The sequence below is a fragment of the Nocardia sp. NPDC003999 genome, from assembly GCF_053604885.1.
Genome location: NZ_JBSGIB010000017.1, coordinates 115,703 through 141,716, shown reverse-complemented (window position 1 = coordinate 141,716; position 26,014 = coordinate 115,703). Strand labels below are relative to the sequence as shown.

The window sequence follows — 26,014 nt, the reverse complement described above, 5'->3', positions numbered from 1 at the left end:
CCAGCCGTTTTCCACCGACCGGACCCGGACGGCGCGCTCTCGCCGGCGCGCGAGCATCTCCGCGTACATATGCCGTTAATGCCGTGTTTACGATGTTCCGGTGCTTGTGAACGACGTGCGAGGGAGCTTGACCCCACCGGGCGAGCGAGTGGGTATCGAAGAGCTCCGAGAGCGTCGGTTCCGGCCGATGGTCGTGTGGTGCGGTATCGCGGCCATCGTGGTCGCGCTGATCGGCGGCGAACTCATGGCCGCGCACATCGGGGCGCTGGGCCCGCTGACCAGCCTGCTGCGGGATTACGCCGGAACGCCGAAGTCGGCGACCACACCGTGGGCGGGATTCCTGCTGGCCTTGGTCGGGATCACGGCGCGCGCACGCTTGGGCGCCGTCGCCGCGGCGATCGGCGTCGACCTGGCGTTCGTCCTCATCAGGACGGCCGAGGGGCGTCCGTTCACGGTCGGCAACGGCCCGACCATCGTGCTCACCGCACTGGCGGTGCTCGCGTTCGTGCGGTGGGACGGACAACGACGCCGCACGGCGTTGCGCACCATCGCCTTCGGCGCGCTGCTGATCGCGGCGACGAAGATCAGTGAGATCTGGCTGGACATCACCGCGTGGGCCTGCCCGACAGTCCTCGATCCGTATGTACAAGTCGCCGATCGCGCCCTCGGCAGCCCGTCCTGGCTGGTCGGGCACGCGCTCGAGGTGGCGGGACCGCTGGCGACGGGTGTGGTGCGCTGGGTGTACTTCGAGCTTCCGCTGGCGGCAGTCCTGGTCGCGGCCTGGCAGTTACGCGGCGTGACGACCAGCGCGTGGCCACGGCACTACCTGGTGCGCACGTTCCTGACCCTCGGCCTCGTCGGGCCGATCTGGTACGTCGTCTTCCCGGTGGTGGGGCCGGTGCTCGCCTACGGACCGCAGGGACTCGGCTTCGAGATCGCCGACGTCTGGCCGGATGTCGTTCCGGCCGTGCCGTCCTCGATCGACGCGCTGCGCTTCGACGGCATCACGCCGCGCAACTGCATGCCGTCGCTGCACACCGCCTGGGCGCTGTCGCTGTTCATCCACTCCCGGCGCGGCCCGCTGTGGTTGCGCTGGGGCGGGGCGTTCTGGCTGGTGTGCACGCTTGTCGCGACGCTCGGCCTGGGCGCGCACTACGGCATCGACCTGGTCGTGGGCGCGGCGTTGTGCCTGACGGTGGAATCCGTGCTGCGCGAGCCGGATCGGGGCTGGGATCAGCAGCGCGTCCGGATCGTGGCGATGGGTGTCGGCGTCTGCACCGGCGTGCTGCTGTGCATCCGATTCTTCGCCGTGCCGATGGCAACACACCCGCTACCGTCCGGCATCGTGATCCTCGGCGCGCTCGGCGCGCTGGCGATCCTGTTCTACCTGACGTGGTTCGGTACGTCGTCGGCGGAATCGAGCAGCCCGGCCCCGGCGGTGGATCAGCCCGCCGATCGTCGGACAGACGCGTCGCGGTGATCTGTGTGCCCTCGGCTTCCGCGTCGACGCCCCCGCGACGATCATCGTCCCGGAGGGAAGGTCACGTGAAGCGCAGAGGATTGCGCTTCGGTGGCCCGGCGAAAGGGGTCACATCCCGGCGGAGCTGAGGGGCCGCGCGGTCGGTGACGAGCGCGTACCACCGTCCTTTCGCGCTCCGGTGATCAGCGATCGACCTCAGGGCGGCCGACACGGCGGTGCGCGGCCAGCGTCGAGGCCAGCGCCGCCCGATCCAGTTTGCCCCGCGGCGTACGCGGCAGCCGGTCCACGACCAGAATCCGCACCGGCATACTCGGACTCGGCAAGGTCGCGCGCAGCCGCCGCCAGATCTCGTCGGCTTCCGGTGCGCCCGCGCCGAGCACGATCGCGGCGGCGGGCGCTTCCCCCATGCGCGCGTCGGGTACGCCGATGCAGGCGGCCTCGGCGACACCCGGTATCGCCGTGAGCGCCGCTTCGACGGCGGCGGGTTCCACGTTGAGGCCCGCCCGGATCAACATCTCGCTGTCCCGGCCGAACAGCCGCAGGCGGTTGCCGATCACCTCGCCCCGGTCGCCCACCGTCATCCAGCCGTCGACAGGACCGCCTGCCACGCCGTCCGCGGTGAGGTAGCCGTCGAACAGCATGTCGCTGCGCACGTACACCAGGCCGTCACGGACGCACGCCTCGACACCGGAGAACAGTTCGCCCGCCGACTTCTCGTCGGCACTGCCGAGCCCACGGTCGTAGGACACGAAACTCAGCTCGGACGCACCGTAGAAGTGCACGAGCGAGGCGTTCGGCAGGACCTCCCGCAACGCTCGCCGTCCCGCCAGCGGCCACCGGGCCGCCGAGGACAGCACCTCCCGGACGCCGCCGACCTGGCCGATTCCCGCCCGCACCACGTCCCACGCGATCGTCGGCACCGAATACAGCTGGGTCGCACCGTCGTTCAGTGCGTCGACCACCGGTCGCAGGTCCACCGTCGCACCGCGAGTCAAGGCGTGCAACGCGCCGTAGAGGAAATGCGTGTGGTCCAGCACGCCGGGCACCGAGACCCGGTCTCCGGCGCCGATGTCGAAGGTGGCATCGGAGCGATCCAGCGTGGCGGCCCACGACCGCTGATCGCGCACGAAGAGCTTCGGCTCACCGGTGGTGCCGGAGGTGATGCCCACCAACAGTTCGGCCTCCGGTCGCGCCCCGGCCGCCGGAGCATCGGATGCCAACGCGGCGGCGGTCCGTACGACGCCGTCGAATCCCAGCCGCCGCAACCGCCGGTGCTGGTGCGGCGCCGCGACGACGGCTCCCGGCTCGGCCAGCGCGAGGACACGGCCGAACTGATCGGGCAGCAGATGGCGGTGCAGCAGGACGACGCTCACCCCGGCGTGCATCGCCGCGGTCACCGTCACCAGGGATTCGACATCGGACGTGGGCAGCACGGCCACCCGGCGCATGCCGTCGAGCCCGGCGGCGGTGCGCAGGACCTTCGACCAGAACCGCTCGTAGTCGACCACCTCGCGTCCCGAGACCACGGCGGTCGCCGCGGGATTCGCCGCGGCCTGCCGAGCGATCCGCGCGGCGAGCAGTTCAGTCATCGTCCACTCCCCTGGCGGCGAGGGCGTCGCCCATCGCGTCGGCCGTCCGCAGCGCGCGCACCAGCACCGGCGTGACCAGCGCCGTCATCGACCATTCCAGGCCGCGAGCGCGCCGGGCCTCGGCGACGTCGTGCACGATCCCCGCCAGCAGCGGGACACATCGGATGGCCAGCGCCAGCAGCAGGCCGATCCGCTCGGGATCGACACCCACCCGCCGCAGCGGTCCGAGCCACCGGGTCACGGCGTCGAGCAGGTCGCTCACCCGGGTGGTGAGGGTGAACAGCGCCGCGAGCGCCACCGAGACCACCAGCAAGCCGCACACCACCGCGGCCCGCGCGGGCGAGGTGATCAGCACCTGAAAAACCCCGATAATCAACAGCATCCACACCAGCGGACGCAGTTGGGTCACAGCGACCCGCCACGGAATCCCGGCTACCGCGAACAGTCCCGCCACCACCGCCCCGGTGACCAGCACCTGCGGTGGAGTGCGCACGAGTACCGTGGTCGCCACGATCGACGCCAGCAGCAGCACCAGCTTCACCCCGGCGGGTATCCGGTGCAGTGGCGAATCGCCCGGACGGTACAGGCCGATCATTCGACCGACGCCCGGTATGCCGCGAGGGCGTCGCCGGGCGTTCCGTCGAACACCACCGCCCCGTCGTCGATCACGATGACGCGTTCGAAGCTCTCCAGCAGCGACAGCTGATGCGTCACGACGATCACCTGCTGATCCACCGCGTCCAGCGCGTCGGCGACGACCCTGGCGTTGCGCAGGTCCAGCAGAGTGGTCGGCTCGTCGGCGACGATCACCTCCGGTCGCCGGATCAGGACCGCGCCGAGGGCGAGTAGCTGTTTCTGGCCGCCGGACAACAAGTGGGCGGGGTGCTCGGCGTGACCGGCGAGCCCGAATCGTTCCAGGATCTCCCGCACGCGCGCCGCGATCTCCTGCTTGCTCAGCCCGGTCCGGCGCAGTGAGAAGGCGAGATCCTCGGCGACCGTGGGCATGACGATCTGAGTGTCGGGATCGGTGAAGACGAACCCCACCTTCCGTCGCACCTGCGCGCCCTTGCGGGCCGCGTCGACACCGTCCACCGTGACCGTGCCGGAACTCGGCGTCAGCAGGCCGTTGATCATGCGCGCCAGCGTCGACTTGCCGGAACCGTTGGACCCGATGACGCCCACGCGGCGCTCGGTGATCCGCAGGTCGATGTCGCGCAGCACCTTTCGCTCGCCGAAGCGGTGACTCACCGAGTCGAAGACGATCTCGCTCACGACACTCGCTCCACCAGGACCGCGATCCCCTGCCCGCCGCCGATGGCGCAAGCCGCGAGACCGAGCGCCGGGCCGTCCGCACGCAGCATCTGACTCGCCAGGCGCACCAGCAGGATGGCCCCGGACGCTCCCCACGGGTGCCCCATCGCGATGGCGCCGCCCTGCGGGCAGATCGTGGACTCGTCCAGGCCCAGTTCGTCGGCGACCGCAAGGACCACCGACGCGAAGGCTTCGGTGATCTCGACGACGCCGAGGTCCGCTACACCGAAACCGGTCCGACGCAGCAGTTTTCGGATTGCGGGTACCGGACCGAGGCCCGGGTACGCCGGGTCTGATCCGGCGACCGCGCAGCCGAGGATCCGCAGAGCGGGCAGCCCGGCGGCCATCGCCTCGGTGGTGACCGCCATGGCCGCCGCCCCGTCGGAGATGCCGCAGGAATTGCCCGCGGTGGCGGTGCCGTCGACGCCGAAGCCGGGACGCAGGCGTGCGAGCCGGGCCGCGGTCATTCCCGCCCGGATGCGTTCGTCCCGGTGCACGCCTCCGACCGGCACGATCTCCGCGGTGAAGTCGGCGGCCGCGGCGAGCGTGTGCGAGCGGGCCGCGTAGGCGTCCTGCCGCTCCCGGCTGATGCCGCGCGCTCGCGCGAGATCGTCGGCGGCCGCACCCATGTCCGGATCGGGAAGGCCCGGTGGCGCGAAGGGGGCGCGGGTGTATCGCACCGGCTCGGCGTCCGCCACGGGCGGCCAGAAGCGCCACGGGGCGGTGCTGGCCGATTCGACCCCGCCGGCCAGGAGAAGTTCGTCCGCGCCGCTGCGCACCCGCAACGCCGCCTGCATCACCGCGTCGAGGCCCGAACCGCACTGCCGATCGACGGTGACGCCCGGAACATGCACGCCCAGCCCAGCGCGCAAGGCGGCGACCCGGGCGGGATCACCGCCGGGCCCGAGGCAGTTGCCGAGAACCACGTCGTCCACGTCGGTGTCGATGCCCGCGCCGCGCAGCGATGTCAGCACCTCGCGCAGCACGGGAGCGGCCAGTTCGGTGGTGGTCAGATCGGACAATCCGTGGCCCGCGTTGCCGATCGGCGTGCGGCGGGGCGCTACCAGGACGGGAACCGGGCTCATGCCAGCAAGTCTTTCAGTTCGCCCCTGGCCACCTTCCCTGCGGCGGTGCGCGGCAATGCGGGCAGCGGCACCCACCGGCGCGGCATCGCCTCCTTCGCCAGCACGCGGCGTGCTCGCGACCGCACCTCGTCGAGCCCGGCGCGTCCGTCCAACTGCACCGCGGCCGTGACGGTTTCCCCGAACACCGCGTGCGGCGAGCCGACCACCGCCACCGCGGCGACGCCGTCGAGCGCTTCGAGAACGCGCTCCACCTCTTCGGCGACCACCACGGTGCCGCCGACGTTGATCGCGCAGTCGCCCCGGCCCAGCACGGTCAGCTCACGGTCGTCGCCCAGTTCGGCGAGGTCACCGACGCCGAACCAGTCGGGCGCGCCGAGCACGCGGTAGGGCGATCGGACGTAGAGCAGTCCGTCGCGCACCTCGGCCTCGACCCCGTCGAGCAGCCGCATCGGCTCGGGAACACGGCGCGCCGCCACCAGCGAGACCTCCGAGGACCCGTAGTACTCGACGACATCCACGCGGCCGGCCGCCGCCAGCGCACCGTCGTCGAGCGCGATGCCCGCGACGATCGCGGTGCGCAGGCGCGGGCAGGCGGCCACCACCTCACGCAGTACGGCGGGCACCGCGTGCACCACGGTGGCGCGCGATCGGTCGTCGGTGACGCACGCGCCGCGCCACAACGCGTGCAACGCACCGAACAGATGCATGGTCGCGTGCAACGGACCGGTGATCAGCACGCGGTCGGACGCCCGAACACCGGTGATCGCGGTGAACGCGGGGAAGCTGTCGTACCAGGAGGCTGCCGTGCGCGCCAGCGGGCGGGGACGGCCGGTCGAGCCCGAGGTCGCCACCAGCAGGAACGCCTCAGCCGGGATGCCGGTACGGTGCGGGCGCGCGGCGGGATTCTCGACGAAGACCGCGATGCCGCGCCGGGCCGCGGCGCAGACGCGGATCAGCGCGTCCGGAACCGGCAGGGCCGAGGCGTCGTAGACGTGCTCGTCCGGGTTGTCGGCGATCCATCGCTCGATCGCACGGTCGAGTTCACGGTAGGTGAAGCGGCGGCCACCGAAGTCGACGGCAGGCGCGTCGGCCGCGCCGCCGAGTTCGGGACTAGGCACGGATCACACCGGGATAGGCGCGGTGCACTCCCTTGGCCACCACGGTCGCGACGACGACTTTGAGCAGGTCGCCGGGAATGAACGCGAAGTTGGTGGTGACGGCGGCCCGCACGCCGAGATCGGTGCGCAGCAGCAGGCCAACGGTGCCGAACAAATAGATGATCAGCAGACCGCCGACGGCGTTGATCAGCAGACCGAGCACGACCGGGTATTTCGGCAGGATGCGGGCGGTGCCGAGCCCGATGAACAGCGCCGCGGGGATCCAGCCGATCAGGTACCCGGCGCTGGGACCGGCCAGCGCCGTCAGACCGGTACGGCCGCCGGACAGCAGCGGCAGGCCGATCATCGTGAGCGCCAGGAAAACCAGAACCGCCGCCGTTCCCTTGCGCGCCCCGAGCACCGCACCGGCCAGGATCACGCCGAGGGTCTGCACCGTGATCGGCACACCGCTGAACCCGACGGTGATGGCGCCCGGCAGGCCCAGCGCCGCGATCAGCGCCGCGAAGACGGCGATCTGCGCCATATCCCGCGCGGAAACACCGGCCCTCGGCTCCCGAGAGTTCTCGACACCCTCCACGACAACCCTCCGCCTAGAACTTGAACGACGTTCAAGGTAGCAAGCCGAGTACGGCGGCGCGCACCGAGCTCGGTGTGATCTGTCCTCCGATCGTCGGACAGATTTTTCGTGCCCGCGCGGCCAGACTCATCCGATGACCGGGAAGCCGGGCCCGCAGCCGCTTCCCGGCGAGGACAGCAACTCGTTCCGGAGGCATCGATCGACACCGATTCGCGACCGCGGCGTCCCGAGGCGGTACCGAGCGCCGACGACCTTCGCGCGCACGCGACGACGGCGGTCAGCGACGGCATCGCGGCCTATCTTCGCGCCGACGAATCCGCCACGTCCGCACCGACGCCGACCCGCAGGCAGCTCGAGATCCTGGACGTCGGCGTGCGGCGGCACATGCTGCGGCTCGAGGGCATCGCTCCGTTCGGGCCGACGATCTCCGCGCCCGCGTCCACCGCCCACTACCGCGCGGTCCGCGCACAGCTGGAGGTTCTGTCGGCACGGCACGCCTTCGCCGCTATCGTCACCGCTCGCGTACTGATCGAACACTCCCAGCTCGCCGCCGCCGATGCCAAGTGCGGCCGGCTCGCGGCGGCCACGGCCACGATGGACGAGATCGGCGCGCACCTGCCGCGGCCGGATCGAGAACTGACCGCCGTCGTTCGCGCCGAGGCGTTGCCCGTGCTCGCCCTGCTGCGATTCCACGACGGCGACCACGACACCGCCGAGCGCCGGTTACGCGCCGCGCTGGACACCTGTCACAGACTGGGCTCGGAATACGGCCACCGCTATCTCACCGGTAAGCAGCTGCACTTCGCGGTGAACATCGCGCGGTGCAGAACCGCCCGAGGTGACCTCGACGGAGCTGCCGCGCTGCTGGAGCGGGTGGCAGCGGTAGCGAAGGGGACCCGCGCCCGGTGGCCCTTCTCCGATGGCAGCACGCTCGCCGTGCCGCTGCTCGGTCGCGCCGACGCGGTGATCGCCGATCTGATCCGCCGCGAATACGCGCGGCTGCCCGCCGGTGCGTCCGAATTCCACTGATCCCAGGAGTACAGCATGATCCCGGTTGCCCCGACCCTGCCCGCTTTCGCTCCGATCGGCGTGGTGCGCTGCGCCGCGCCGACGATCGATGACGTTCCCTCCGAAGGGCTTCCGTCCCGGGTGGTGCTGGATGAACGGTATCTGGCGGCGCTGGACGGAATCGAGCCGGGTGATCACCTTTACGTGATCGCGGTGTTCCATCTGGCCGATCCCGAGGTGCTGACGGGCAGCCCGGGCACGCGCCACGCGCAGGGCGCCTTCTCGATCCGGTCATCGTGCAGGCCCAACCTGCTCGGCATGACCCTGAGCCGGGTGCTCGACATCCGAGGTACCGAAATCGCGTTCGAGTGGCTGGATTTCGTGGACAACTCACCGGTGCTCGACCTCAAGAGGTACAACTGGCGCTGGGAGTGCGTGCCGTCCACGCGGCGGCTGGATCGCCGGTTCATCGAACGGCAACTCGACCACCGGACACTGGCCGCCGTGCTGGCCCGCCCCGCCTACAATTTCCACGGCGAGCGCTGCGCCCGCGTCGGCCAAACCGGCGCGCTGGCGGCCACTTTGGTGCAGAACCACGACTTGTGGCTGGGAAATCCCGCGCTCCGGGTCCATATCCGGGCCGACGGCCATCTCGTGGACTGTGTGCAAGGTCTCACCGGCGCGACCTTCGGCAACGGCCGGCTGGGTGTGACGCTGTCGGACACCGACGAACCGGTCGTCGAATTCGTGGAACCCACGCGCAGACTTTCCGCACGCAGGACCGGCTCGGAGTGGGCCATCACCCAGTACCCGCAATAACATATCCGGCGCCGATCGGCAGTCGGGCGAACGAACGACATTCGGCCGAATGAATTCTCCGGACACGCGGGCGACACGCCATTTCCGCGGTAGGCCGTCCAGGCGATCGACGGCGCGACCGTGTCCGGCTCGGTACTGTTTTTCTGGTATTTCCTGAATCGAAATCTGAACGGGAGCGCGACCATGTCCGAAACTCTGCTCGGTGATATCAAATCCGACCGCGTCACATTGAATCTCCTGTTCGACTCGGCGGAATTCTGCTGCGCACCCGGCGAAGAGCCCGCGCACACGGTGCGGATCGGCGCACCCACCGTTCAGGACAATCGCATGTGCGCGCAGTGCGTCGGGGAATGCAAGGTGTTCTGATGTCCGACGGCCGGTTCAAGATCGCCGAGGAGGTGTTCGTCGTCGATGTCGACGACGGCCACCTGCTCTACGCGCCGTTCGAGGGCGTCATCAGCCGCCTGGCACCGCAGACGGCCGCCGAACTCCGCTCTGGGCAGGGCTCCGCGAGCCGCGAGACCTTGCGGTACCTGCACGGACTCGGGCTCATCGTGCCCGCCGACACGCCGAGCCCCGCCCCCGTGGGCACCTGGGACGAATCGTTCGCGCCGACCGGGGTGGTCTACATGGTCACCGCCGCCTGCAATCTCCGCTGCACCTATTGCTACGCCGACGCCGGTGATTACCCGGTCGACCTGTACAACCGCCGGATGGCGTTGGACGCCGCGAAATTCGTGATCGACAACGCGGCGGCGAGCGGCGCGGGCACCGCCTATCTCAACTTCCACGGCGGCGGCGAACCGACGCTCGACTTCGACCTGATCCGCACGGTGGTCGACTGGGGCCGGGAGTACGCGCGCAACGAAGCGGGCGATCTGCGCGTCAACGCGAGCATGGTCACGAACGGGCTGATCAGCGACACCAAGGCGCAGTGGATCGCCGACAACATGGACAGCGTGCAAGTGTCCCACGACGGTCCGGCGGCGATCCATGATCTCCAGCGTCCGACCGTGCGCGGCGGCACGTCGTATTCCCGGGTGCGCGAGGTCATCGAGCTGTTCACCGGGCGCGTTCCGGATCTGATGATCAAGTCCACGATCAGCCGAGCCGCCGTCGGCAGAATGCCGGAGATCGCCCGCTACCTCTGTTCGACATTCGACCTGCCACGTTTCCATCTGGGGCCGGTGCTCGGCACCGGCCGTGGCCGCTCGGTGGTCTTCGGCGAACCCGAAGCGCAAGAATTCGTACGCGGCTATTACGCGGCCCAGGAGATCGCCGACGAATACGGCAGGACGATCGTGGTGTCGGGTGCGCTGGCCACCTTTCCCCATGTCCGGAGAACGTTCTGCGGCGTCACCGATCCGAATTTCTCGCTGACCTCCGACGGCCATATTTCGAGTTGCTACGAAATAATGTACGACGACGACAAACGCGCGCCGCACGCCTACTACGGACGGTACAACCGAGAAACGCGGACGTTCGACGTGGACGGCAACCGCATAGCGAAGCTGCGTTTGCACGATGTCAACAAGATTCCGAAGTGCAGGAATTGCTTCGCGAAGTGGCAGTGCGCGGGCGACTGCCAGGCACGCTGGTACAACTCGCAGACCGGCGAGCTGGAGAACGGACCGGACGTGCGCTGCGAGATCAATCGAACGCTCATCCGGGATCGCTTGCTCTCGATCGTCAGTGTCACCTGAACACCCCGCGCCTGCGAGGGCGCTGCTGGTCAATATTCAGGACGGGTCCTCGCTCGCCTACAACCTGCCCTACGAGAACCTCCGGCTCGGCGGGATCGGTTCGGCACTCGAGCGAGCCGGGATCGTCTGCGCTTACTACGATTCCGCCGCCGATCCGGAGGGGCTGGTCGCGGCCCTGCGCTCGCTCGCGCCGCGACCGGTCATCGTGTTCGACACCCTCTACCGGATCTCGGACGGGGTCGGCGCGGCCATTCGCGCCGCCCGGGCGGTCCACCCCGATGCGTGCGTGCTGGTGGTGGGCCGGGCCGCGGCCGCGGTGTCGGTACAGCCCGGCGTGGCCGCGCAGGTGGACGCGGTCGCGGATTCCGGTGACGTCGGCCGGGTCGTCGCGACCTGCCTGGCCCATTGCGGGCGAACACCGCCCGCGCCACCCGATACCTGGCAGACGATCACGCCGCAGCGCCGATTCCCTCGCTTCGCCCGCGTTCGCGGGGTACTCGACATCGAAGCGACACGCGGCTGTATGCACGGATGCAGTTTCTGCGCCGTCGACGGCGTTCCCGATGCGCCCCGTGTCCGCCGGTGGCAGCCGCGCGAACCCGCCGACGTGGTCGGCGAGATCACGGAACACGCTGTCGGCCAGGGCATTCGACGCGTACAGTTCGTCGACGACAACTTTCTGGGAGCACCGGCGGCGGTCGACTGGGCACAGCGGTTCGCCGACGAACTGCGCAGCCGGAACATCGAGGTCCGCTTCTCCATCTACGCCCGGCTCGACCGCACGCTCGACCGGGTACTCGACACCTTGCATTCGGTGGGGCTGATTCAGGTGCACGCCGGTGTCGAATCCGGTTCCTTTTCGGTGCTGCGCCGACTGCGAAAGGGCACGACACCGGAGGAGTTGTCCAGGATGGTGCGCCGCCTGCGGCAACGGGACGTGGGTCTGGTCGCTTCGCTGATCGTCTTCGAGCCGCGCAGCACACTCGACGAGCTGGACGAAAGCCTGCGCTGGCTCGACGAACACCGGCTGTACCGGTCCTTCAGCCTCACCACGCTGATCCCGTTCCGCAACACCCTCGCCCACAGGGAACTTCGCACCCAGGTGATCGCCGAGCCGTCGACGTCGTTCGCACCGCTGGGTTACCGGTTCACCGAACCGGACGTCGATCGGATCTACCGAGCGGCCGTCGCGCGGGAAGCCGATCACGAGCAGTGCAGCGACGGTGCGCTGGAGCGGCTGATGCGCTGCCGTTTCGCCTTCGAGGAACGTCTCGGGCTGGGTCCGGAACCCCCCGAACTTCGCGACCTCGACGCCTACCGAGCGCGCCAGATCGCCGCGATCCTCGACGACATCCGACGGCTGCGCCGATGACCGGCAGGGCCGAATCCTTCGACGCCGTCGCGGATGCGCACGACCACGCGCGCTGGGATCTGCCGCCCGCGCGGTTCGACGCCGCGGTTCTCGCGGCGTTGTCCCGTTTCGCGGGCCGTGGTGGCGCCCCCGCGCTCTTCCTCGGTTCCGGCTCCGGGCGTGAGGCCGCGGCGTTCGTCCGGGCAGGCCGACAGGTGGTCCTCGTCGACATCTCCGCGCGCATGCTGTCGCTGGCGAAGGCCAGATACCGCGACAGCCCTCTGGTCGACTATCGACGGCAGTCCGCGACGGAGTTCCTCGACGACGCCGACGCCGACTACCCGTTCATCTCCGCGGTCGGCGAACTCCTCGGCTATGTACGCGACCACGCGGCCCTGCTGACCCGCATTCGCACCCGGCTGGGCGACTCGGGCACCTGCGTCTTCACCTGGGTGGACGCGCATCGGCTCGCGCAGCGTGGGCTGCCCGCCCAGGTCTGTGCCGACGGGACGGCGATCTTCACCGAACGCGACGAACCGCCGCTACGGATCCGCGGGTGGTCGCAGGCTCACATGCACGCGTTACTCGGCACGGCGGGCCTCGACCTGGTCGAGGAGATCGCCCCGGAGGCGGTGAGTCCTCGACGCGGCTGGACCGTCACGCCGTCGAGAACTAGCGATGGGTCCAATCCGGCTGGGTGAAGTGGGCGACTCTGGCCGCGTCAGGGTCCGTGCCGAGCAGGACCACTTCGCGGAATTGCCACAGCAGCGCGCCGGTGGGTGCGTGAATGGTCATGTTCGGGCCGAGCCGCATCTGCAACAGGCCCGCTTCGCCCGCAGGCGCGGTGTCGTCGCGCAGTTCCGCTTGCCGTACCGCGTCCTCGGCCCGGACCCAGCGCGGGGTGTCCTCGGCGGCCACCCGGGCCAGATCCACCAGATGCACCGAGTAGACCTCATCCGGATTCGGGCGTAACCGGGTCGCGTCGTTCAGTGCCAGAACGAGGGGCGTGATCGTGAAACCGGAGGCCGCCGGGAAGTCGTCGAGTGCGCCGAGCAGATCACCCGGCCGCGCGTCCAGGCCGAGTTCCTCGCGCAGTTCGCGCAAGGCGGCTTGTTCGGTGGTCTCGCCTTCGTCCAGCCGGCCGCCGGGCAGGCCCCATTGTCCGGCGTTGCGGCCACGATAGGCCCGCTTGATGACGATCACCGACAGCGGCCCGCCGGGCTCCTCGACCACGCACAGCACCACCGCCGCGCGGCGCACACCGGGCAGGTCGGCCACCTCGATGCGCGGGAATGCGGCCAAGCGGGAATGCGCGAGCACACGGAATTCGTCGATGCTCCTCGGTAGCGGCGCTGTCGGGGTCGGCTCCATGGCTTCGATCTTGCCCTTCCCCATCGACGAGCGCGACAAAGGAAGTCGTTGACAGCAACTGCCTCACCTGTCACCGTATCGGGAACCTCGGGGTCCGGACCGCGCCCCGGGCGTTCGCGATCGGAGCGTGCTTGATGGGATTTCTCGAGCCCGACCTGCCGGTGGTCGATATGGCGGAATGGAGCAAGGGCACGCGCGCCGAGCGCATCCGTCCCATGGCCCGGCACTGGGCCGAGGTCGGCTTCGGGACTCCGGCGGTGCTGCACCTGTTCTACGTCGGCAAGATCTGCCTCTACGTGCTCGGTGGCTGGTCGATCGCGCTGACCACCAACGGTATCGACGGGTTCACCGACGTCGGCGCCTGGTGGTCGGAGCCGATCGTCTTCCAAAAATTCGTGCTGTACACGCTGCTGTTCGAAGTGGTCGGCCTCGGGTGCGGGTTCGGCCCGCTGAACAACCGGTACTTCCCGCCCTTCGGCTCGATCCTGTATTGGTTGCGCCCCAACACGATTCGGCTGCCACCGTGGCCGGGGCGGATACCGCTCACCAAGGGCGACAACCGCACGCCGGTGGACGTCGCGCTGTACGCGGCGCTGCTGGCGACGACAGCGGTCGCGTTGCTGTCCGACGGAACCGGACCGATACCGGAGCTGGACACCACCGTCGGTTTGCTGCCGCACTGGCAGGTGGCGGTGATCCTCGGGCTGCTGGCGGTACTCGGGCTGCGGGACAAAGTGATCTTCCTGGCCGCCCGGGGCGAGGTGTACGCCACCCTCACAGTCGTCTTCCTTCTCCCCGGAGCCGATTCGATCGTCGCCGCGAAGGTGGTCTTCGTCGTGATCTGGATGGGCGCGGCCACCTCGAAACTCAACAAGCACTTCCCTTTCGTGGTGTCCACGATGATGTCCAACAGTCCGGTGTTCCGGCCGAAGCCGCTCAAGCGCGCGTTCTTCGAACGCTTCCCCGACGATCTGCGGCCGGGACGGTTGTCCCGCGTCTTCGCCCACGGCGGCACGGTCGTCGAGATGTGCGTTCCGCTGGTGCTGTTCTTCTCCCACGGCGGTTGGCCGACGGCGATCGCGGCGATCGCGATGGTGTGTTTCCACCTGGCGATCCTCACCGCAATTCCCATGGGCGTTCCGCTGGAGTGGAACGTCTTCATGATCTTCGGCGTCGTCACGTTGTTCGTCGCGCACGCCGATCTCGGTCCGAGCAGTGTGCGCAACCCCGTGCCCGTGGCGATGCTCTTCGTCGTGATCGCAGGCATCGTGATCGCCGGGAATCTGTTCCCGCGCAAGATCTCCTTCTTACCGGGCATGCGTTACTACGCTGGGAACTGGGACACCACCATGTGGTGCGTCAAACCCTCGGCCGCCGCGAAGATCGGCACCGGCATCGTCGCGATAGCCGGCATGCCGCAGGCCCAGCTGGAGCGGTTCTACGGCAAGGATCGCGCGCAGATCCCGATGTACCTCGGGTACGCCTTCCGGGCCATGAACACCCACGGCCGCGCGTTGTTCACGCTCGTCCACCGCGCCATGCCACCCGGCCACGAAGACGAGTACACCATCACCGACGGCGAACGCATCTGCAGCACCGCCGTCGGCTGGAACTTCGGCGACGGCCACATGCACAACGAACAACTCATCGCCGCGATGCACCGCCGCTGCCACTTCGAACCCGGCGAAGTACGCGTCGTCCTCCTCGACGCCCAGCCGATCCACCGGCAGACCCAGCGATACCGCCTCGTCGACGCGGCCACGGGCGAGTTCGAACGCGGCGAAGTGCGCGTCGCCGACATGGTGACCCGCCAGCCCTGGGCCGACGACGTCCCGGTGCGGGTGCACTACACCGCGAGCGCAGAGAGTTAGCGCGTCCGCCTTTCCACGAGAGTCGGAGTCGCGTTTAGCGATCTAATGTTCAGATGCGCATATCTACGTATCAGCATGGCGTTCGAGTCGCGGCTTCTTCGACACGGTCCCCCACCCACGCCAGAAAGGCTCGCACGTCGGTGGTGGGCAGTGCGAGTGCGGCCGTGCGGGGGTGCTCGAAGCTGCGCAGCGCTGTGTCGATGAGGGGGGCGAAGTGTTCTTCGGACTTCGCGATCATCTGTGCCGCTTCGCGTTTGGCCAGCCAGCGACCGGTGCGACAGAACGCTACTGCTCGACAGCCGTTCAGCACTCGGTTGTCACCCAGATGACCCTCTCCCCCAGCGTGTTCGCGTACCGAAGCCAGCAGCGCGGCATGAACGTCGCGCCGTGACGGTGCCGCGACGACCTGCCGCACGGGAGTCCCGTACAGGAGGCGTCCGGTTTCGTGGGCGATGGAGCGATCGATGACGTACCAGAAGGCCGATGAGTCCGCCGGATCGAAGCTGACGCGGTTCGGCAACAGGGGACCGGTGTTGAGGTCCATGAGATAACCGGCCGCGCTGGACGGTGCGGCGATGAAATCCGAGTTGTAGACCACGAGTTCCAGACCGGCCGCGGGGCACGGCAGCGACGAGTGCGCGAGCGATTCGGCCAGTTCGCGCAATGCCTGCGCGGGAAGCGACGGCGCGACGACGATGACCACGTCCACGTCGCTGCGCCCGTGCCGATAGTCCGCGAGCGCGACCGATCCCACGGCGAAAACACTCGTCAGATGACGCCCGCAGACGGTGCGGGCTCGTCGCACCAGCGCATCGAGGTAAGGCCGCAACTCAGCCGGGAGGAGGTGGGGATCCGCCAGGATGTCGGTCATGCGGGCCAGTATCCGCCAAGGCCGCCTCGGGGCTCGGATCGCCCGGAGCCCACGCGGCCTTCGGCTCAGCGCGGCAGCCCCAGTCCGTCGGCCAACACGGGCCACGAATTCTTCAGCGCTTCCTGCCAATACCCCCACGAATGGGTCCCGGTGGGCTGGAAGTCGTAGGTGGCGGGGATGCCGAGGGAGTCGAGGCGGTCGCGCATGTTGTGCGTGCACCAGTTCACCGCGGCCTCGATCACACCGCCCAGCACCAGTTGGTTGAGGTAGCCGCGCGGTCCGGGCTGAGCGTAGGCGCCGTTGTAGACGTCGTACATGCCAGGCACTCCGGTTCCTGTGGACAGGAACAGCCGTATGCCGCGCAGTTGGTCGGCGTGTAGGTACGGGTCGTTGGCCGCCCACATCGGGTCGTCGGGCGGCCCGTACATGTTCTCGGTGTCGCCGCCGCCCCAGCTCTCCACGGCGAGTTTCACGAACTCGCGGCCGATCGGGTCGCTGATCTGCGCGCAACCGCTGTAAGCCGCAACCGCCTGATACAGACCGGGTTTCGCGATCGGCAGCTGGAGCACAGAGGTACCGGAGGTGGACAAGCCCGCGACGGCGTTCACCCCGGTAGTGCCGAATTCGGCATCGATCAGCGGTGGCAACTCTTCGGTGAGGAAGGTCTTCCACTTGTACACACCGAGTTTCGGATCGGGCGCGCGCCAATCGGTGTAATAGCTCCAACGCCCGCCCACCGGCTGGACGACGTTCACGTCTTTCTCGGCGAGAAAGCGCAGCACGTCGGTGTTCTTCTGCCAGGTCGCGCTGTCCTGACCCCCGCCGCCACCGTTCAACAGATACAACGTCGGCCGCGGCACCGAACGGTCCGCCGGGCGCAGCACCTTCACCATGATGTCCTGCCCCATCGCCGCGGAATGCACCCGCACCTGCACGGTCCGATCGTCCTCCGGCCAGGAACCGGTGATCGACGCGGCATCGGCGCTCGCGGGCGGCGATGCCGCGACCACTCCCGCGGTCACGGCGAACACCGCCATGAGCACGATGAGCGCGTGCCTCGAACAGCGCCGGACTATTTCGATTCTCCCCCGCACGCTGCCCGAATCGGCGGCAGGTGTGGTCGGGAGACCGGTGTCGACGTCGGAACTTCGTTTCATCGTTCGTCTTTCTCCGAGACCGGACCGTGGCGTTCGTCGACCGGCGCCGTCGCAGCTGCTCGACGGGCGCGGAAACTTTGTCAACGCTAGAACTCGACAAGGCGGTGCACTTCCCCCGTCCGATGGGTCTGGACACCTCACGAAGAGATCAAGATCTCCTTAGGGACGCGATACATTCGTCGCGAATTCGTGAGTTCCTCTGCCCTACGGGCACCGCTGACATCCCCGGTATCGAGTGGCGACGAAACCGAGGCTTGCTCACGACTTTTCTTGCCGGGATTCGTCTATGACCCACACCGCAATCTGAGCGCGGGAATTGAACCCCGGTTTGGTCAACACGTGTTCGACGTGTCCTTGCGCGGTGCGTGGCGAAATCACCGATTCGGCTGCGATCTGCTTGTTGCCGAGTCCCTGCGCAACCAAACCGGCGACCTGCCGTTCACGTTTGGTCAGCTTCGCCGACTGCACCGATGTGAGCGCGGTATCAGCGGCCCGCGCAGTGCTTGCCGCAATAGCTATTGGGCGGAATCCAACTCACCTCGCCGCCATGCGGCGACGCCTAGCAGCGTTCGTACTGACGCACGTAGGGCTGCGACTCCGGTAAGACGTTGTACCCGGGTGTCTGGCAGCCGCCGACCACGACCTCGAAAAAGGGGCCGTAGGAGTGGACGGGGCCGTTGGGTGTGTAGATCGTGTAGTCGACCGCCGCGCCGGAGCCTGCCAGGTACGGAAGATGCAGATCGGCGAGTTGTGTGATCTGCGCGGCGCTGAATTCCGTACCCACCGGGGGGACTACGGTGACGCCCAGTGCGCGGCCTTCGGAGGGCGGGTCGTAGACCGACACCCGAACGAAGAACGGGATGGGTTGATCGGTCAGGAACCACTGCCACAGGTCGAGTTCGCCATCGGACGGGAAGCGAGGGGTGGGCTCTTGGTGGGGGGTGAGGCGATCATGGGGCCAGGGATACGACCCGGGGCGCCGTTCCGAGTGATTGGTGAACCCGCGCTCCCGCTCATGAACTGTGGATACGGTCCACTGGTTGGATGCCAGTTCGGGGAAGTCCCGGATGATTCGGCGCATCGCCGCGGTGGCGCGGTGAGGTTCGCTCTCGGAGCCCGCGCGGACGTCGATGGCGTTGGTTATGCGGCTCGCGTCGCCGCCGCGCGAGGACCAGTGCACTTCGGTGTCGGCGGCCCATAGTCGCGCCCAGCTGTCTGCGGCGTTCGCTTCAGTGCTCACGTCCCGGCCGAAAAGCCAGTATGCGGAATAGGTGTCCGCCATCCGGCCGATGGTGACCTCTGTCGGGTCGCCTTGGAAACGCCGCGGAAGCTGTTGAGCGCCCATGGCACTCACCACAGACGCGGCCTCGGCCGGTGTGGCGTCGTCCCTGAGCCGCACGTCGAGTTCGGCGTTGAAGTGTCTGCCCTTGTAGTGCTCGAACCGGTGTGACACGTCGGTCACCCCCGGAAGGGCCCGGATGGCAGTCTCGATCTTGCGTGACCAGCTGTCACGCTCGGCCTGGTCGCGTCCTTGTTCGAAATAGCCATATCCGATCAGCAGGGCTGCGGTACCTGCTATCGCCACAGCCAGCACGGCTGCCAATCCCACTATTGTTGCCAGCAGCGGCACTACGCGTTCGCGCAAGATGGAGCGGTGGACACGCGCCGGCACCCGCCGATCAGGGTGCTGGGAGGTCCCTCGCTTCGGTGTGTCCGGATCGAAGCGGCCGGGGTCAACGACCTTGCTGCCGGTGCGTTCGGCATCCATCGGTCCTCCTCACAGCGCCTTCGTCTTCGTCCGAAACCTATAGCAGACCATCAGTTCCGCCGCTTTGCCTTGTCGTTCGTTCCACAGCGTAGTCGGCCGCGAACTGCGACCTACCGCACGCGAGCGTTGCTCGTGCTCCGCTGCATCAGTCGGCTTCGCCGCCGGATCCCATGGATCCGCAGGTTCTTGCAGCGCAGTGTGCAACTTCTGCTCTTACGCGAGCAGGGCGCTGAAAGCCATTCTGTGCCACATGGATCGTCTTGATGTCATCGACACCTGTACACGCATGGCGTGGTACGCCGATCTCCGCGAGTGGGACAACCTCGCGGCCGTGTTCGCCGACAACGTGACGCTGGATTACACGAGCCTCGACGGCGGCGAGCCGGTCGTGCTCGCTCCGACACAGATCGTGGCCGCCTGGCAGGAGACGGTCGGTGGTTTCGCGGCGACCCAGCATCTGCTCGGCAACGCCCAGTTCGACTTCTATGACCAGGAGCCGCAGGTCACCGTCGCCGTCGACACCGTCGCCGCTCACTTCCGCCGGGCCCTGTGATCGCCGCGGAATCGACAAGACGGACCGGCGTGGAGATTCGCCGATTCGAAACCGCCGACCGACCGGAGTTGCGGGAGTTGTTCGCTCGGGCGAGTGCGGGCTCACCCGTCGCCTCGCTGTGGGGTGATCGGGAATCCGAGGCGTCGATCTACCTCGATCCATATCTGGATCTGGAGCCCGAGTCGGTGTTCGTGGCGGTCGTGAACGGCAAGCTGGTCGGATATCTGACGGGCTGCGCGGACAGCTGGAGGTTTCCCAGTGAGTCCGAGCGGATCGAGCGGGCGATCCGCGCCTACCGATTGTTCCTGCGCCCGACGCCGGCCAGGTTCTTCGGCGTCGCCATGGTCGACACCCTCGTGGCCGCGATCCGACGCCGGCCCACGGCGGGTGACTTCCAGGACGTGCGCTGGCCCGCACACCTGCATATCGCCGTGGCCGCCGATGCGCGCGGAACCGGAGCCGCCGCCGCTCTCATGAACCGGTGGTTCGCCCGGCTGGACGAGAACGGCGTCGGCTGCCATCTGCAGACGCAAGTCGAGAACATCCGAGCGGTGAGGTTTTTCACCCGCATGGGGTTCACTCCGATCGGCTCGACCCCGGTGATTCCCGGAATGCGATATGAGAGCAGGCGGGTTCATCAGTTGACCATGGTCCGCCCGGGTGAGCGCACCTAGGAGCCCGCGAATTCCGGACAGCTCGCAGCCGGTCAGAGCCAGTTGCGTTCCTTGGCCAGCAGGGCGGCCTGGAATCGGGTGCGTGCGCCCAGCCGGTCCATCAGGTCGGCGACATGACCGCGGAACTTGCGCACCGAGACATTCAGCGCACGTGCCGCCGAGTCGTCGGTGTCGTAGCGGGTAAGCGCGCGCAAGACCCGCTGCTCGACGGGTGAGACCGGAAGTTCGTCCAGGTCGCGTGCGCGGTTCCAGATGCCGTCGAAGACCTCCGCCAGTATCCGGACCACCCCGGTACGCCGGATCTGGAGCACACCCGCCTCCGGATCGGACAGATCGGCAGGCACGAAGGCGACCGACCGGTTGACGAGGGTCAGCGGCCAGACCGCTTCGGTCGTCACCCGATGCAGCTCGCCGAACGCATGGAGACGGCTTGCGTGGGCGACCTGCCGGGGATCCTCCAGTGTGTGTACGGGAAACAGGGTGCGGCTGCGCAGCCCCGCCATCAGCAGGCGCCCGTGCCGGACATGGGGGTGCCGGGATTCGTCGTACAGCGCATCGGTCCGCAACGCCGCGAACTCACCAGGGTGATCCGTCAGCAATGCGCCGATGCGCCGCGCTGTCTCCGGCCCGTTCGACAGTTGCTCGAGCAGCCCTGCCGGTCGGCCGGTGCGTTGCTCCTCGGTCAATTCCCGCAACGCCTCCCAGGCGGCAGCAAGGCCTTCGAACTGCTGCTGCGCCTCGGTGATCCGCCGCCGCACCAGCAGATCCACCGCGGCCGCCGGCGGCACCGCGGTCAGGTTCTCATCCACCAGACCGAGGACGCGCAGTTCGGTGAGCACGCTCCCCGCGCCGGCATCGCTCCGGCCCGCGCCGCCCGCATGCGAGGCGATGCCGGGACGGGTGCGCAGCAGTTCTCGGTAGACGCGCTCCTGCTCCGTGGTCAGCCCCAGTCCGGCCAGGCTCATGCCCGGCGCCTGCCGGCCGAGACGATTTCCGCACGCGGATACGCATGTCTGGCAGGTGCTGCCATGGTCAACCACCCCGGACATCGGAGACGACAAAGTACTGCGTAGCCTATACGCAACGCGTAGGCCATACGCAGTATGATCGCGAGGAGCGAACATGACCGATGAACTGCCGCGTGTGGCACAGCTGCTATGGACCGGCGGCCGGCGGTCCGGCCGTGGCCCCCGGCCGGCACTGAGCCTGGACCGGATCGTCGGAGAGGCGGTGGCCATCGCGGATGAGGAAGGCATCGGCGCACTGTCCATGCAGCGGGTCGCCAAAGAGTTGGGCGCGGCGACCATGTCGCTGTATCGATATGTGCCGGGCAAGGACGAACTCGTCGCCCTGATGTTCGACGCGACCATGTCGGAACCGCCCGATCTTCCGCAAGGCGACTGGCGTGCCGCGCTCGAGCTGTGGGCGCGCTGTACCCGGGAGCTGTACCTTCGTCACCCGTGGGTGCTGGCGGTGGGCGCGAGCAATCGCTGCATGGGACCGAACGAGGCCGCGTGGGGTGAGGCCGCGATGGGTGCGCTCATCGCGGCCGGTCTCCCACCCCGCGGCGTCGCCGAAATCGTTTTGTGCGTCACCGCTTTCGTCGGCGGCGCCGCCCGGCTGGCGATCGATCCGGCCCAGGGGCGCGACTCGGCCGGGCACGTCGGTCCGACCCTCGATCCGGCGATGATCCAGCGGTACGGGCAGCCCGAGCGCTATCCGGCCACGCTGGCCATGTTCAGTGCCGGTCCTCCGGAGAACCACGACATCGATGCCGTCGCCGAGGGCTTGTTCGAATTCGGGCTCGGCAGACTCCTCGACGGCATAGGCGTACATCTCACAGCGTGATCCTCCCGCCGGATGGAGGGCAAAGGTTGCGCAGTGCGTTGCAGGTACCTGCAACGGTCCCGCGAAAAACGTTGGGAACTGGAAGGATCAGCGCAATGATTCTCGTGACAGGAGCGACCGGCAATGTCGGCGCTGAAGTTGTGCAAGCCCTGGCCGCGGCGGGCGAGCCGGTGCGCGCGCTGGTGCGCGATCCGCAGCGTGCAGTCGTACCCCCGGAAGCGGAAGCCGTGGCGGGCGACCTCACGTCTCCGGAGACCCTGAGTTTCGACGGGGTACGTGCGTTGTTCCTGCTGCCCGGTTATCCAGCGGTCGCGCAGGCGGCCGCGAAGGCCGGCGTCGAACACATCGTGCAACTGTCGGGTGTTTCCGCGGGCACCGGCGACACCTCCAATGCCATCACCCGCTATATGCTGGCCTCCGAGCGGGAAGTCACCGAATACGCTGCGGCATGGACCATTCTGCGCCCCTGCGCCTTCGCCTCCAACGCCCTGCGCTGGCTCCCCCAGCTTCGCGAAGGAGACGTGATTCGCGCTCCGTTCCCCGACGTGCGCACGGCCGCTCTGGATCCGCAGGACATCGGCGCGGTAGCCGCCACCGTCCTGCGGGGCAACAGTCATCACGGCGAAATCCTCTGGCCTACGGGGCCGGAGCCGCTCACGCCCGCCGAGCAGGTCGCGATCCTGGCCGAGGCCATCGGCCGCGATCTCATCTGTCAGGGCCTCGGCGACGAGGAGGCCCGCGCCGACATGCTCCGCACCACCCCCGTCGAGTACGTGGACGCCTTCTTCGACTTCTACGTGAACGGAGCCATCGACGAATCCATTGTCCGACCGACGGTAGAAGAGGTCGTCGGCCGCGCGCCACGGACGTTCGGTCAGTGGGCCACGGCCCACGCGGACGCCTTCCGGTGATTCATCCGCGCGGGATTACCGCCGATCGAAGGTACCAGCCGCGACCGGGCGCGGCGGCTCCGTGCCGCAGTCGCCCCGTGGCGGATCAGTCGAGGTTCAGCAGCATTCCGGTTTCCGGGTCGTACCAACGGCACGCTTCGGGTGGCAGGTAGAGATCGGAGGGGTCGCCCTCGGCCGCACGGAAGCTCGGCGGCGCTTGGACTTTCACGGTCTGACCGCCGACGCGGGTGGTGAGCAGGGTCGAGGAGCCCAGTGGCTCCAGCACTTCGAGTTCACCACGCACCGTCGCGTCCGCGGGGCCTTCGCGCACCACGATGGCCTCGGGGCGGATACCGAGCCGGAGGGCGCCGCCCTCGAACGACGACAGCGCCGCGGGCACGGCGAGCGATTGCCCGCCCAGGTCGATCCGCGGCCCGTCCTCCGCCGCGGAGACCACGCCGGTGAGGAAGTTCATCGGCGGGCTGCCGAGGAAACCGCCGACGAATTCCGTCGCCGGGTCGTCGTAGACCTCGGTCGGTGGGCCGCACTGGACGATCGATCCGTCTCGCATCACGGCGACACGGTTGCCCAGCGACAGCGCCTCGACCTGGTCATGGGTGACGTAGACGGTCGTGGTGCCGAGTTCCGCGACGAGTCGTTTCAGCTCGGCTCGGAACGACAGCCGCAGCAGCGCGTCCAGGTTGGACAGCGGCTCGTCCATGAGCAGCACGTCGGCGTCCATCACGATGGCCCGCGCCACCGCGACACGCTGGCGCTGCCCGCCGGACAGCCGCGCCGGGTAGCGGTCCAGGTACGGGGTGAGTTGCAGCAGTTCGGCGGCCCAGGCGACTTTGCGCCGGATCTCCTCGGCGGGCACACCGTGCACGCGCAGGCCGAAGCCGATATTGTCGGCGACCTTCTTGTTGGGGAAGACCGCGTAGGACTGGAAGACCATCGACAGGTTGCGCCGCCGCGGTTCGAGGTAGGTGACGTCCTTGCCGCCGATCACGATCTGCCCCGAGTCCGGCAGCTCCAACCCGGCGATCATGCGCAGCAAGGTCGTCTTGCCGCAGCCGGAAGGCCCCAACAGCACCATGAACTCGCCGTCGGCGATCTCCAGCGAGACCTCGTCGGTAGCACGCGCCGTGCCGCCGGGATAGGTCTTCACCAGATCCCGGACAATCACCTCGGCCATCAGCGAACCCCTGTCATCTGAGCGTCGTCCCCCACATGTTCACCAGGTAGCGCCGCATCACGAAGATGAACACCAGCGCCGGGATGATCAGCGCGAAGCCACCGGCGAAGCGGTACGCGGTCGACGCCTCACCCAGCGCCGTGAGCACCTGCGCGGGCAGCGTGCGGTGCCCGAGCGTCACGATCGTCGCGCCGAGGATCTCGTTCCACGACAGGACGAATGTGAAGATCGATGACGCCGCCAGACCCGGCAGCGCGAGCGGCACCACGACCCGGCGCGCGGCCTGCCATCGACTGCACCCGAAGACCCGGGCCGCCTCCTCCAGATCCGGCGGCACCGCGACGAAGATGCTCGCCGTGATGAGCACGGTGGTCGGCAATGCGAGCGTGGTGTGCACCAATGTCACGGCGAACACCGTGTCGTACACATCGATCCGCAGGAACACCGTGGCCAGCGGCACCGAGAGCACCACGATCGGCAGCGCGCGCACGAAGAGAATGAAGACCTGGTAGGTGTCTTTGCCGCGAAAAGCATGACGGGCCAGCGCGTATCCCGCGGGCGCCCCGATCACCAGCGACCAGAACACCGTGTAGAGGCCGACCAGCACCGAGTTGCCCAGTGCGGCAAGGGTCCCGGTCGCGCGGAAGAACGAGACCAGGGTCTCGGTGGAGAACTCCTTCGGGACGAGCGACTTCGGGAACTCGTTGAGCGCCTCGCGGGAGGACAACGCGGCGAGTCCGATGAGCACGATCGGCAGCGCCATGAACAGGCTTACAGCAGTGCAGGCCGCCTGCACCCCCACCGCGCGCAGGCGGCGCCTGCGCAGGGGTGCGCGGTCGATCGGTGGCAGCACGCGCCGCGACGGCGCCTCGGCCGAGTTCATCGCGCTCCTCGCCTCCTTCGGCCCTCTGCCGCATGATCACGACTCATCGGGCCTGCTCCGGCTGCCGGACCGCACGCAGGTAGAACACCGCGGTAGCGAGCGAGATCGCCAGCACGATCAGCGAGACAGCGCTGGCGACCGCGGGATTCTGCAGATTCGCGTACCACTCGTAGGTCTCGCCGACCAGCAGCGGAAAGTCCCGGCCGGTCAATGCCTGCGCCACGGCGAAAGCCTGCAGCGCGAGGATGGTCCGCAAGATCAGCGCCACTTGCAAGCTCGGACCCAGCAGCGGCAGCGTCACATGCCGCAGCCGCTGCCACAGGTTCGCTCCGAACACCTGCGCGGCCTCGTCGTAGTCGCGCGGGATCATCTGCACGCCCGCCACCACGATGACGAACACCAGTGACGTCGCGCGCCAGATCTCGGCGACCACCACGGCGAGCAGCATGGTGCCCGCGTTCCGGTAGCCGAGCCACTGCACGCCGTCGTCGGAGAGCCCGATGCCGACCAGCAGCGAGTTCAGGTAGCCGCGGTTGTCGAAGATGGACAGCCATACCAGGCCCGCGGCCAGTTCGGAGATCGCCAGCGGCAGGCACCACAGGTAGAAGTGGCCGCCGGCGAACCGCGGCCGGGCCTGCATGAGCAGCGCCATGGCGACGGCGAGCACCAGTTGGACCGGCACGACGATCGCGATCAGCAGGAGGGTGTTGCGCAGCGCGGGGAGGACGTAGGGATCGTCGAACAGCCGGTCCCAGTTGGCGAGGGTGAATCCGTCGCCGCCACGGAACGCCTCGAGCACGGCCTGCACGAGCGGCCAGCCGAACAGGGCCGACATCAGGACGATCGACGGCAGCAGCAGGATCCACGGGGAACGTAGACGCGACATCATGGC

The 26,014-nt window shown here is 68.4% G+C and carries 26 protein-coding genes and 1 pseudogene; 12 read left to right on the top strand and 15 right to left on the bottom strand.

All coding sequences use genetic code 11. The features are described 5' to 3' along the window. The first annotated feature begins 100 nt into the window (after positions 1-100). Positions 101-1,480 carry a DUF5933 domain-containing protein gene (locus ACWESM_RS27620; RefSeq protein ID WP_452494199.1) on the top strand — a complete coding sequence of 460 codons (1,380 nt, stop codon included), beginning with the start codon at positions 101-103 and terminating at the stop codon, positions 1,478-1,480. 182 nt (positions 1,481-1,662) lie between these two features. On the opposite strand, the gene ACWESM_RS27615 is transcribed toward ACWESM_RS27620, so the two are convergent. Genes ACWESM_RS27615 through ACWESM_RS27590 form a run of 6 tightly spaced genes read right to left on the bottom strand, consistent with a single transcriptional unit; the run spans position 1,663 to position 7,160 of the window. Continuing rightward, positions 1,663-3,069 carry an AMP-binding protein gene (locus ACWESM_RS27615; RefSeq protein WP_355078363.1) on the bottom strand — a complete coding sequence of 469 codons (1,407 nt, stop codon included), beginning with the start codon at positions 3,067-3,069 and terminating at the stop codon, positions 1,663-1,665. Then, on the bottom strand, positions 3,062-3,664 hold the full coding sequence (locus ACWESM_RS27610; RefSeq protein ID WP_452494197.1) for an energy-coupling factor transporter transmembrane component T family protein: 603 nt from the start codon (positions 3,662-3,664) through the stop codon (positions 3,062-3,064). Before ACWESM_RS27610 ends, ACWESM_RS27615 begins: the two co-directional genes overlap by 8 nt. Next, entirely contained in the window at positions 3,661-4,341 is a 681-nt protein-coding gene (locus ACWESM_RS27605) for an energy-coupling factor ABC transporter ATP-binding protein (RefSeq protein WP_355078365.1), read from the bottom strand. The genes ACWESM_RS27610 and ACWESM_RS27605 overlap by 4 nt, the downstream gene beginning before the upstream one ends. Then, a complete protein-coding gene (locus ACWESM_RS27600) occupies positions 4,338-5,465 on the bottom strand; it encodes a thiolase family protein (RefSeq protein ID WP_452494194.1) in 1,128 nt (375 codons plus the stop codon). The genes ACWESM_RS27605 and ACWESM_RS27600 overlap by 4 nt, the downstream gene beginning before the upstream one ends. Further along, complete coding sequence (locus ACWESM_RS27595) at positions 5,462-6,583, bottom strand: class I adenylate-forming enzyme family protein (RefSeq protein WP_452494192.1); 1,122 nt, start codon at positions 6,581-6,583, stop codon at positions 5,462-5,464. The genes ACWESM_RS27600 and ACWESM_RS27595 overlap by 4 nt, the downstream gene beginning before the upstream one ends. Then, positions 6,576-7,160 (bottom strand): biotin transporter BioY, encoded by a 585-nt coding sequence (locus ACWESM_RS27590; RefSeq protein ID WP_364438081.1) that lies wholly within the window; start codon positions 7,158-7,160, stop codon positions 6,576-6,578. Before ACWESM_RS27590 ends, ACWESM_RS27595 begins: the two co-directional genes overlap by 8 nt. Before the next feature lie 108 nt (positions 7,161-7,268). Here ACWESM_RS27590 and ACWESM_RS27585 point away from each other — a divergent pair, with 108 nt between their 5' ends. The 6 genes from ACWESM_RS27585 to ACWESM_RS27560 all read left to right on the top strand — a co-directional run bounded on the left by ACWESM_RS27585 (position 7,269) and on the right by ACWESM_RS27560 (position 12,742). After that, positions 7,269-8,189 (top strand): tetratricopeptide repeat protein, encoded by a 921-nt coding sequence (locus ACWESM_RS27585; protein ID WP_364438078.1) that lies wholly within the window; start codon positions 7,269-7,271, stop codon positions 8,187-8,189. 15 nt (positions 8,190-8,204) lie between these two features. Continuing rightward, positions 8,205-8,987, top strand: coding sequence for a TrmO family methyltransferase domain-containing protein (locus ACWESM_RS27580; protein ID WP_452494189.1), 783 nt, complete (start codon positions 8,205-8,207; stop codon positions 8,985-8,987). Between the two features lie 120 nt (positions 8,988-9,107). Then, the gene (locus ACWESM_RS27575) at positions 9,108-9,353 is read left to right on the top strand and encodes a hypothetical protein (protein WP_355078371.1); all 246 of its coding nucleotides are present in this window, start codon (positions 9,108-9,110) and stop codon (positions 9,351-9,353) included. Then, positions 9,353-10,690 (top strand): radical SAM protein, encoded by a 1,338-nt coding sequence (locus ACWESM_RS27570; RefSeq protein WP_452494187.1) that lies wholly within the window; start codon positions 9,353-9,355, stop codon positions 10,688-10,690. The genes ACWESM_RS27575 and ACWESM_RS27570 overlap by 1 nt, the downstream gene beginning before the upstream one ends. Next, entirely contained in the window at positions 10,680-12,062 is a 1,383-nt protein-coding gene (locus tag ACWESM_RS27565; protein ID WP_364438068.1) for a B12-binding domain-containing radical SAM protein, read from the top strand. Before ACWESM_RS27570 ends, ACWESM_RS27565 begins: the two co-directional genes overlap by 11 nt. Beyond that, positions 12,059-12,742, top strand: a complete 684-nt coding sequence (locus ACWESM_RS27560; protein ID WP_355078374.1) for a class I SAM-dependent methyltransferase — start codon at positions 12,059-12,061, stop codon at positions 12,740-12,742. Before ACWESM_RS27565 ends, ACWESM_RS27560 begins: the two co-directional genes overlap by 4 nt. On the opposite strand, the gene ACWESM_RS27555 is transcribed toward ACWESM_RS27560, so the two are convergent. Beyond that, complete coding sequence (locus ACWESM_RS27555) at positions 12,714-13,412, bottom strand: NUDIX hydrolase (RefSeq protein ID WP_355078375.1); 699 nt, start codon at positions 13,410-13,412, stop codon at positions 12,714-12,716. The genes ACWESM_RS27560 and ACWESM_RS27555 overlap by 29 nt on opposite strands. A gap of 134 nt (positions 13,413-13,546) precedes the next feature. Between ACWESM_RS27555 and ACWESM_RS27550 the strand changes: the two genes are divergently transcribed. Further along, positions 13,547-15,283 (top strand): DUF3556 domain-containing protein, encoded by a 1,737-nt coding sequence (locus tag ACWESM_RS27550; protein WP_397280004.1) that lies wholly within the window; start codon positions 13,547-13,549, stop codon positions 15,281-15,283. A 70-nt stretch (positions 15,284-15,353) separates the two neighbouring features. On the opposite strand, the gene ACWESM_RS27545 is transcribed toward ACWESM_RS27550, so the two are convergent. The 4 genes and pseudogenes from ACWESM_RS27545 to ACWESM_RS27530 all read right to left on the bottom strand — a co-directional run bounded on the left by ACWESM_RS27545 (position 15,354) and on the right by ACWESM_RS27530 (position 19,079). Next, complete coding sequence (locus ACWESM_RS27545) at positions 15,354-16,154, bottom strand: aminoglycoside adenylyltransferase domain-containing protein (RefSeq protein WP_452494183.1); 801 nt, start codon at positions 16,152-16,154, stop codon at positions 15,354-15,356. Between the two features lie 65 nt (positions 16,155-16,219). Beyond that, positions 16,220-17,191, bottom strand: coding sequence for an alpha/beta hydrolase (locus ACWESM_RS27540; RefSeq protein WP_355078378.1), 972 nt, complete (start codon positions 17,189-17,191; stop codon positions 16,220-16,222). Between the two features lie 378 nt (positions 17,192-17,569). Further along, positions 17,570-17,770: pseudogene (locus ACWESM_RS27535) on the bottom strand (response regulator transcription factor); the annotation flags it as partial. 100 nt (positions 17,771-17,870) lie between these two features. Further along, on the bottom strand, positions 17,871-19,079 hold the full coding sequence (locus ACWESM_RS27530) for a hypothetical protein (protein ID WP_452494181.1): 1,209 nt from the start codon (positions 19,077-19,079) through the stop codon (positions 17,871-17,873). A gap of 250 nt (positions 19,080-19,329) precedes the next feature. Between ACWESM_RS27530 and ACWESM_RS27525 the strand changes: the two genes are divergently transcribed. Together ACWESM_RS27525 and ACWESM_RS27520 are read left to right on the top strand one after the other, a co-directional pair. After that, a complete protein-coding gene (locus tag ACWESM_RS27525) occupies positions 19,330-19,632 on the top strand; it encodes a nuclear transport factor 2 family protein (protein WP_452494179.1) in 303 nt (100 codons plus the stop codon). 29 nt (positions 19,633-19,661) lie between these two features. Continuing rightward, positions 19,662-20,306, top strand: a complete 645-nt coding sequence (locus ACWESM_RS27520) for a GNAT family N-acetyltransferase (RefSeq protein ID WP_364438048.1) — start codon at positions 19,662-19,664, stop codon at positions 20,304-20,306. Between the two features lie 32 nt (positions 20,307-20,338). Here the strand turns inward: ACWESM_RS27520 and ACWESM_RS27515 are convergent, their stop codons facing one another. Then, complete coding sequence (locus tag ACWESM_RS27515; protein WP_452494177.1) at positions 20,339-21,271, bottom strand: hypothetical protein; 933 nt, start codon at positions 21,269-21,271, stop codon at positions 20,339-20,341. 157 nt (positions 21,272-21,428) lie between these two features. Here ACWESM_RS27515 and ACWESM_RS27510 point away from each other — a divergent pair, with 157 nt between their 5' ends. Then, positions 21,429-22,154 carry a TetR/AcrR family transcriptional regulator gene (locus ACWESM_RS27510; protein WP_356968177.1) on the top strand — a complete coding sequence of 242 codons (726 nt, stop codon included), beginning with the start codon at positions 21,429-21,431 and terminating at the stop codon, positions 22,152-22,154. A 95-nt stretch (positions 22,155-22,249) separates the two neighbouring features. Next, positions 22,250-23,065, top strand: a complete 816-nt coding sequence (locus tag ACWESM_RS27505; protein ID WP_452494175.1) for an NAD(P)H-binding protein — start codon at positions 22,250-22,252, stop codon at positions 23,063-23,065. Between the two features lie 85 nt (positions 23,066-23,150). Here ACWESM_RS27505 and ACWESM_RS27500 read toward each other — a convergent pair whose 3' ends face one another. Genes ACWESM_RS27500 through ACWESM_RS27490 form a run of 3 tightly spaced genes read right to left on the bottom strand, consistent with a single transcriptional unit; the run spans position 23,151 to position 26,011 of the window. Then, a complete protein-coding gene (locus ACWESM_RS27500; protein ID WP_355078383.1) occupies positions 23,151-24,239 on the bottom strand; it encodes an ABC transporter ATP-binding protein in 1,089 nt (362 codons plus the stop codon). Between the two features lie 13 nt (positions 24,240-24,252). Next, positions 24,253-25,122, bottom strand: coding sequence for a carbohydrate ABC transporter permease (locus tag ACWESM_RS27495; protein WP_364438037.1), 870 nt, complete (start codon positions 25,120-25,122; stop codon positions 24,253-24,255). 43 nt (positions 25,123-25,165) lie between these two features. Further along, complete coding sequence (locus ACWESM_RS27490) at positions 25,166-26,011, bottom strand: carbohydrate ABC transporter permease (RefSeq protein ID WP_355078385.1); 846 nt, start codon at positions 26,009-26,011, stop codon at positions 25,166-25,168. Between the last annotated feature and the right edge of the window lie 3 nt (positions 26,012-26,014).

Coding starts and splice junctions, on each gene's coding strand:
- ACWESM_RS27615 (WP_355078363.1), bottom strand. CDS start 3,069: ATGACTGAACTGCTCGCCGCGCGGATCGCTCGGCAGGCCGCGGCGAAT.
- ACWESM_RS27610 (WP_452494197.1), bottom strand. CDS start 3,664: ATGATCGGCCTGTACCGTCCGGGCGATTCGCCACTGCACCGGATACCC.
- ACWESM_RS27600 (WP_452494194.1), bottom strand. CDS start 5,465: ATGAGCCCGGTTCCCGTCCTGGTAGCGCCCCGCCGCACGCCGATCGGC.
- ACWESM_RS27580 (WP_452494189.1), top strand. CDS start 8,205: ATGATCCCGGTTGCCCCGACCCTGCCCGCTTTCGCTCCGATCGGCGTG.
- ACWESM_RS27570 (WP_452494187.1), top strand. CDS start 9,353: ATGTCCGACGGCCGGTTCAAGATCGCCGAGGAGGTGTTCGTCGTCGAT.
- ACWESM_RS27560 (WP_355078374.1), top strand. CDS start 12,059: ATGACCGGCAGGGCCGAATCCTTCGACGCCGTCGCGGATGCGCACGAC.
- ACWESM_RS27555 (WP_355078375.1), bottom strand. CDS start 13,412: ATGGAGCCGACCCCGACAGCGCCGCTACCGAGGAGCATCGACGAATTC.
- ACWESM_RS27550 (WP_397280004.1), top strand. CDS start 13,547: ATGGGATTTCTCGAGCCCGACCTGCCGGTGGTCGATATGGCGGAATGG.
- ACWESM_RS27545 (WP_452494183.1), bottom strand. CDS start 16,154: ATGACCGACATCCTGGCGGATCCCCACCTCCTCCCGGCTGAGTTGCGG.
- ACWESM_RS27540 (WP_355078378.1), bottom strand. CDS start 17,191: ATGGCGGTGTTCGCCGTGACCGCGGGAGTGGTCGCGGCATCGCCGCCC.
- ACWESM_RS27530 (WP_452494181.1), bottom strand. CDS start 19,079: ATGGATGCCGAACGCACCGGCAGCAAGGTCGTTGACCCCGGCCGCTTC.
- ACWESM_RS27525 (WP_452494179.1), top strand. CDS start 19,330: ATGGATCGTCTTGATGTCATCGACACCTGTACACGCATGGCGTGGTAC.
- ACWESM_RS27515 (WP_452494177.1), bottom strand. CDS start 21,271: ATGAGCCTGGCCGGACTGGGGCTGACCACGGAGCAGGAGCGCGTCTAC.
- ACWESM_RS27510 (WP_356968177.1), top strand. CDS start 21,429: ATGACCGATGAACTGCCGCGTGTGGCACAGCTGCTATGGACCGGCGGC.
- ACWESM_RS27505 (WP_452494175.1), top strand. CDS start 22,250: ATGATTCTCGTGACAGGAGCGACCGGCAATGTCGGCGCTGAAGTTGTG.
- ACWESM_RS27500 (WP_355078383.1), bottom strand. CDS start 24,239: ATGGCCGAGGTGATTGTCCGGGATCTGGTGAAGACCTATCCCGGCGGC.
- ACWESM_RS27495 (WP_364438037.1), bottom strand. CDS start 25,122: ATGAACTCGGCCGAGGCGCCGTCGCGGCGCGTGCTGCCACCGATCGAC.
- ACWESM_RS27490 (WP_355078385.1), bottom strand. CDS start 26,011: ATGATGTCGCGTCTACGTTCCCCGTGGATCCTGCTGCTGCCGTCGATC.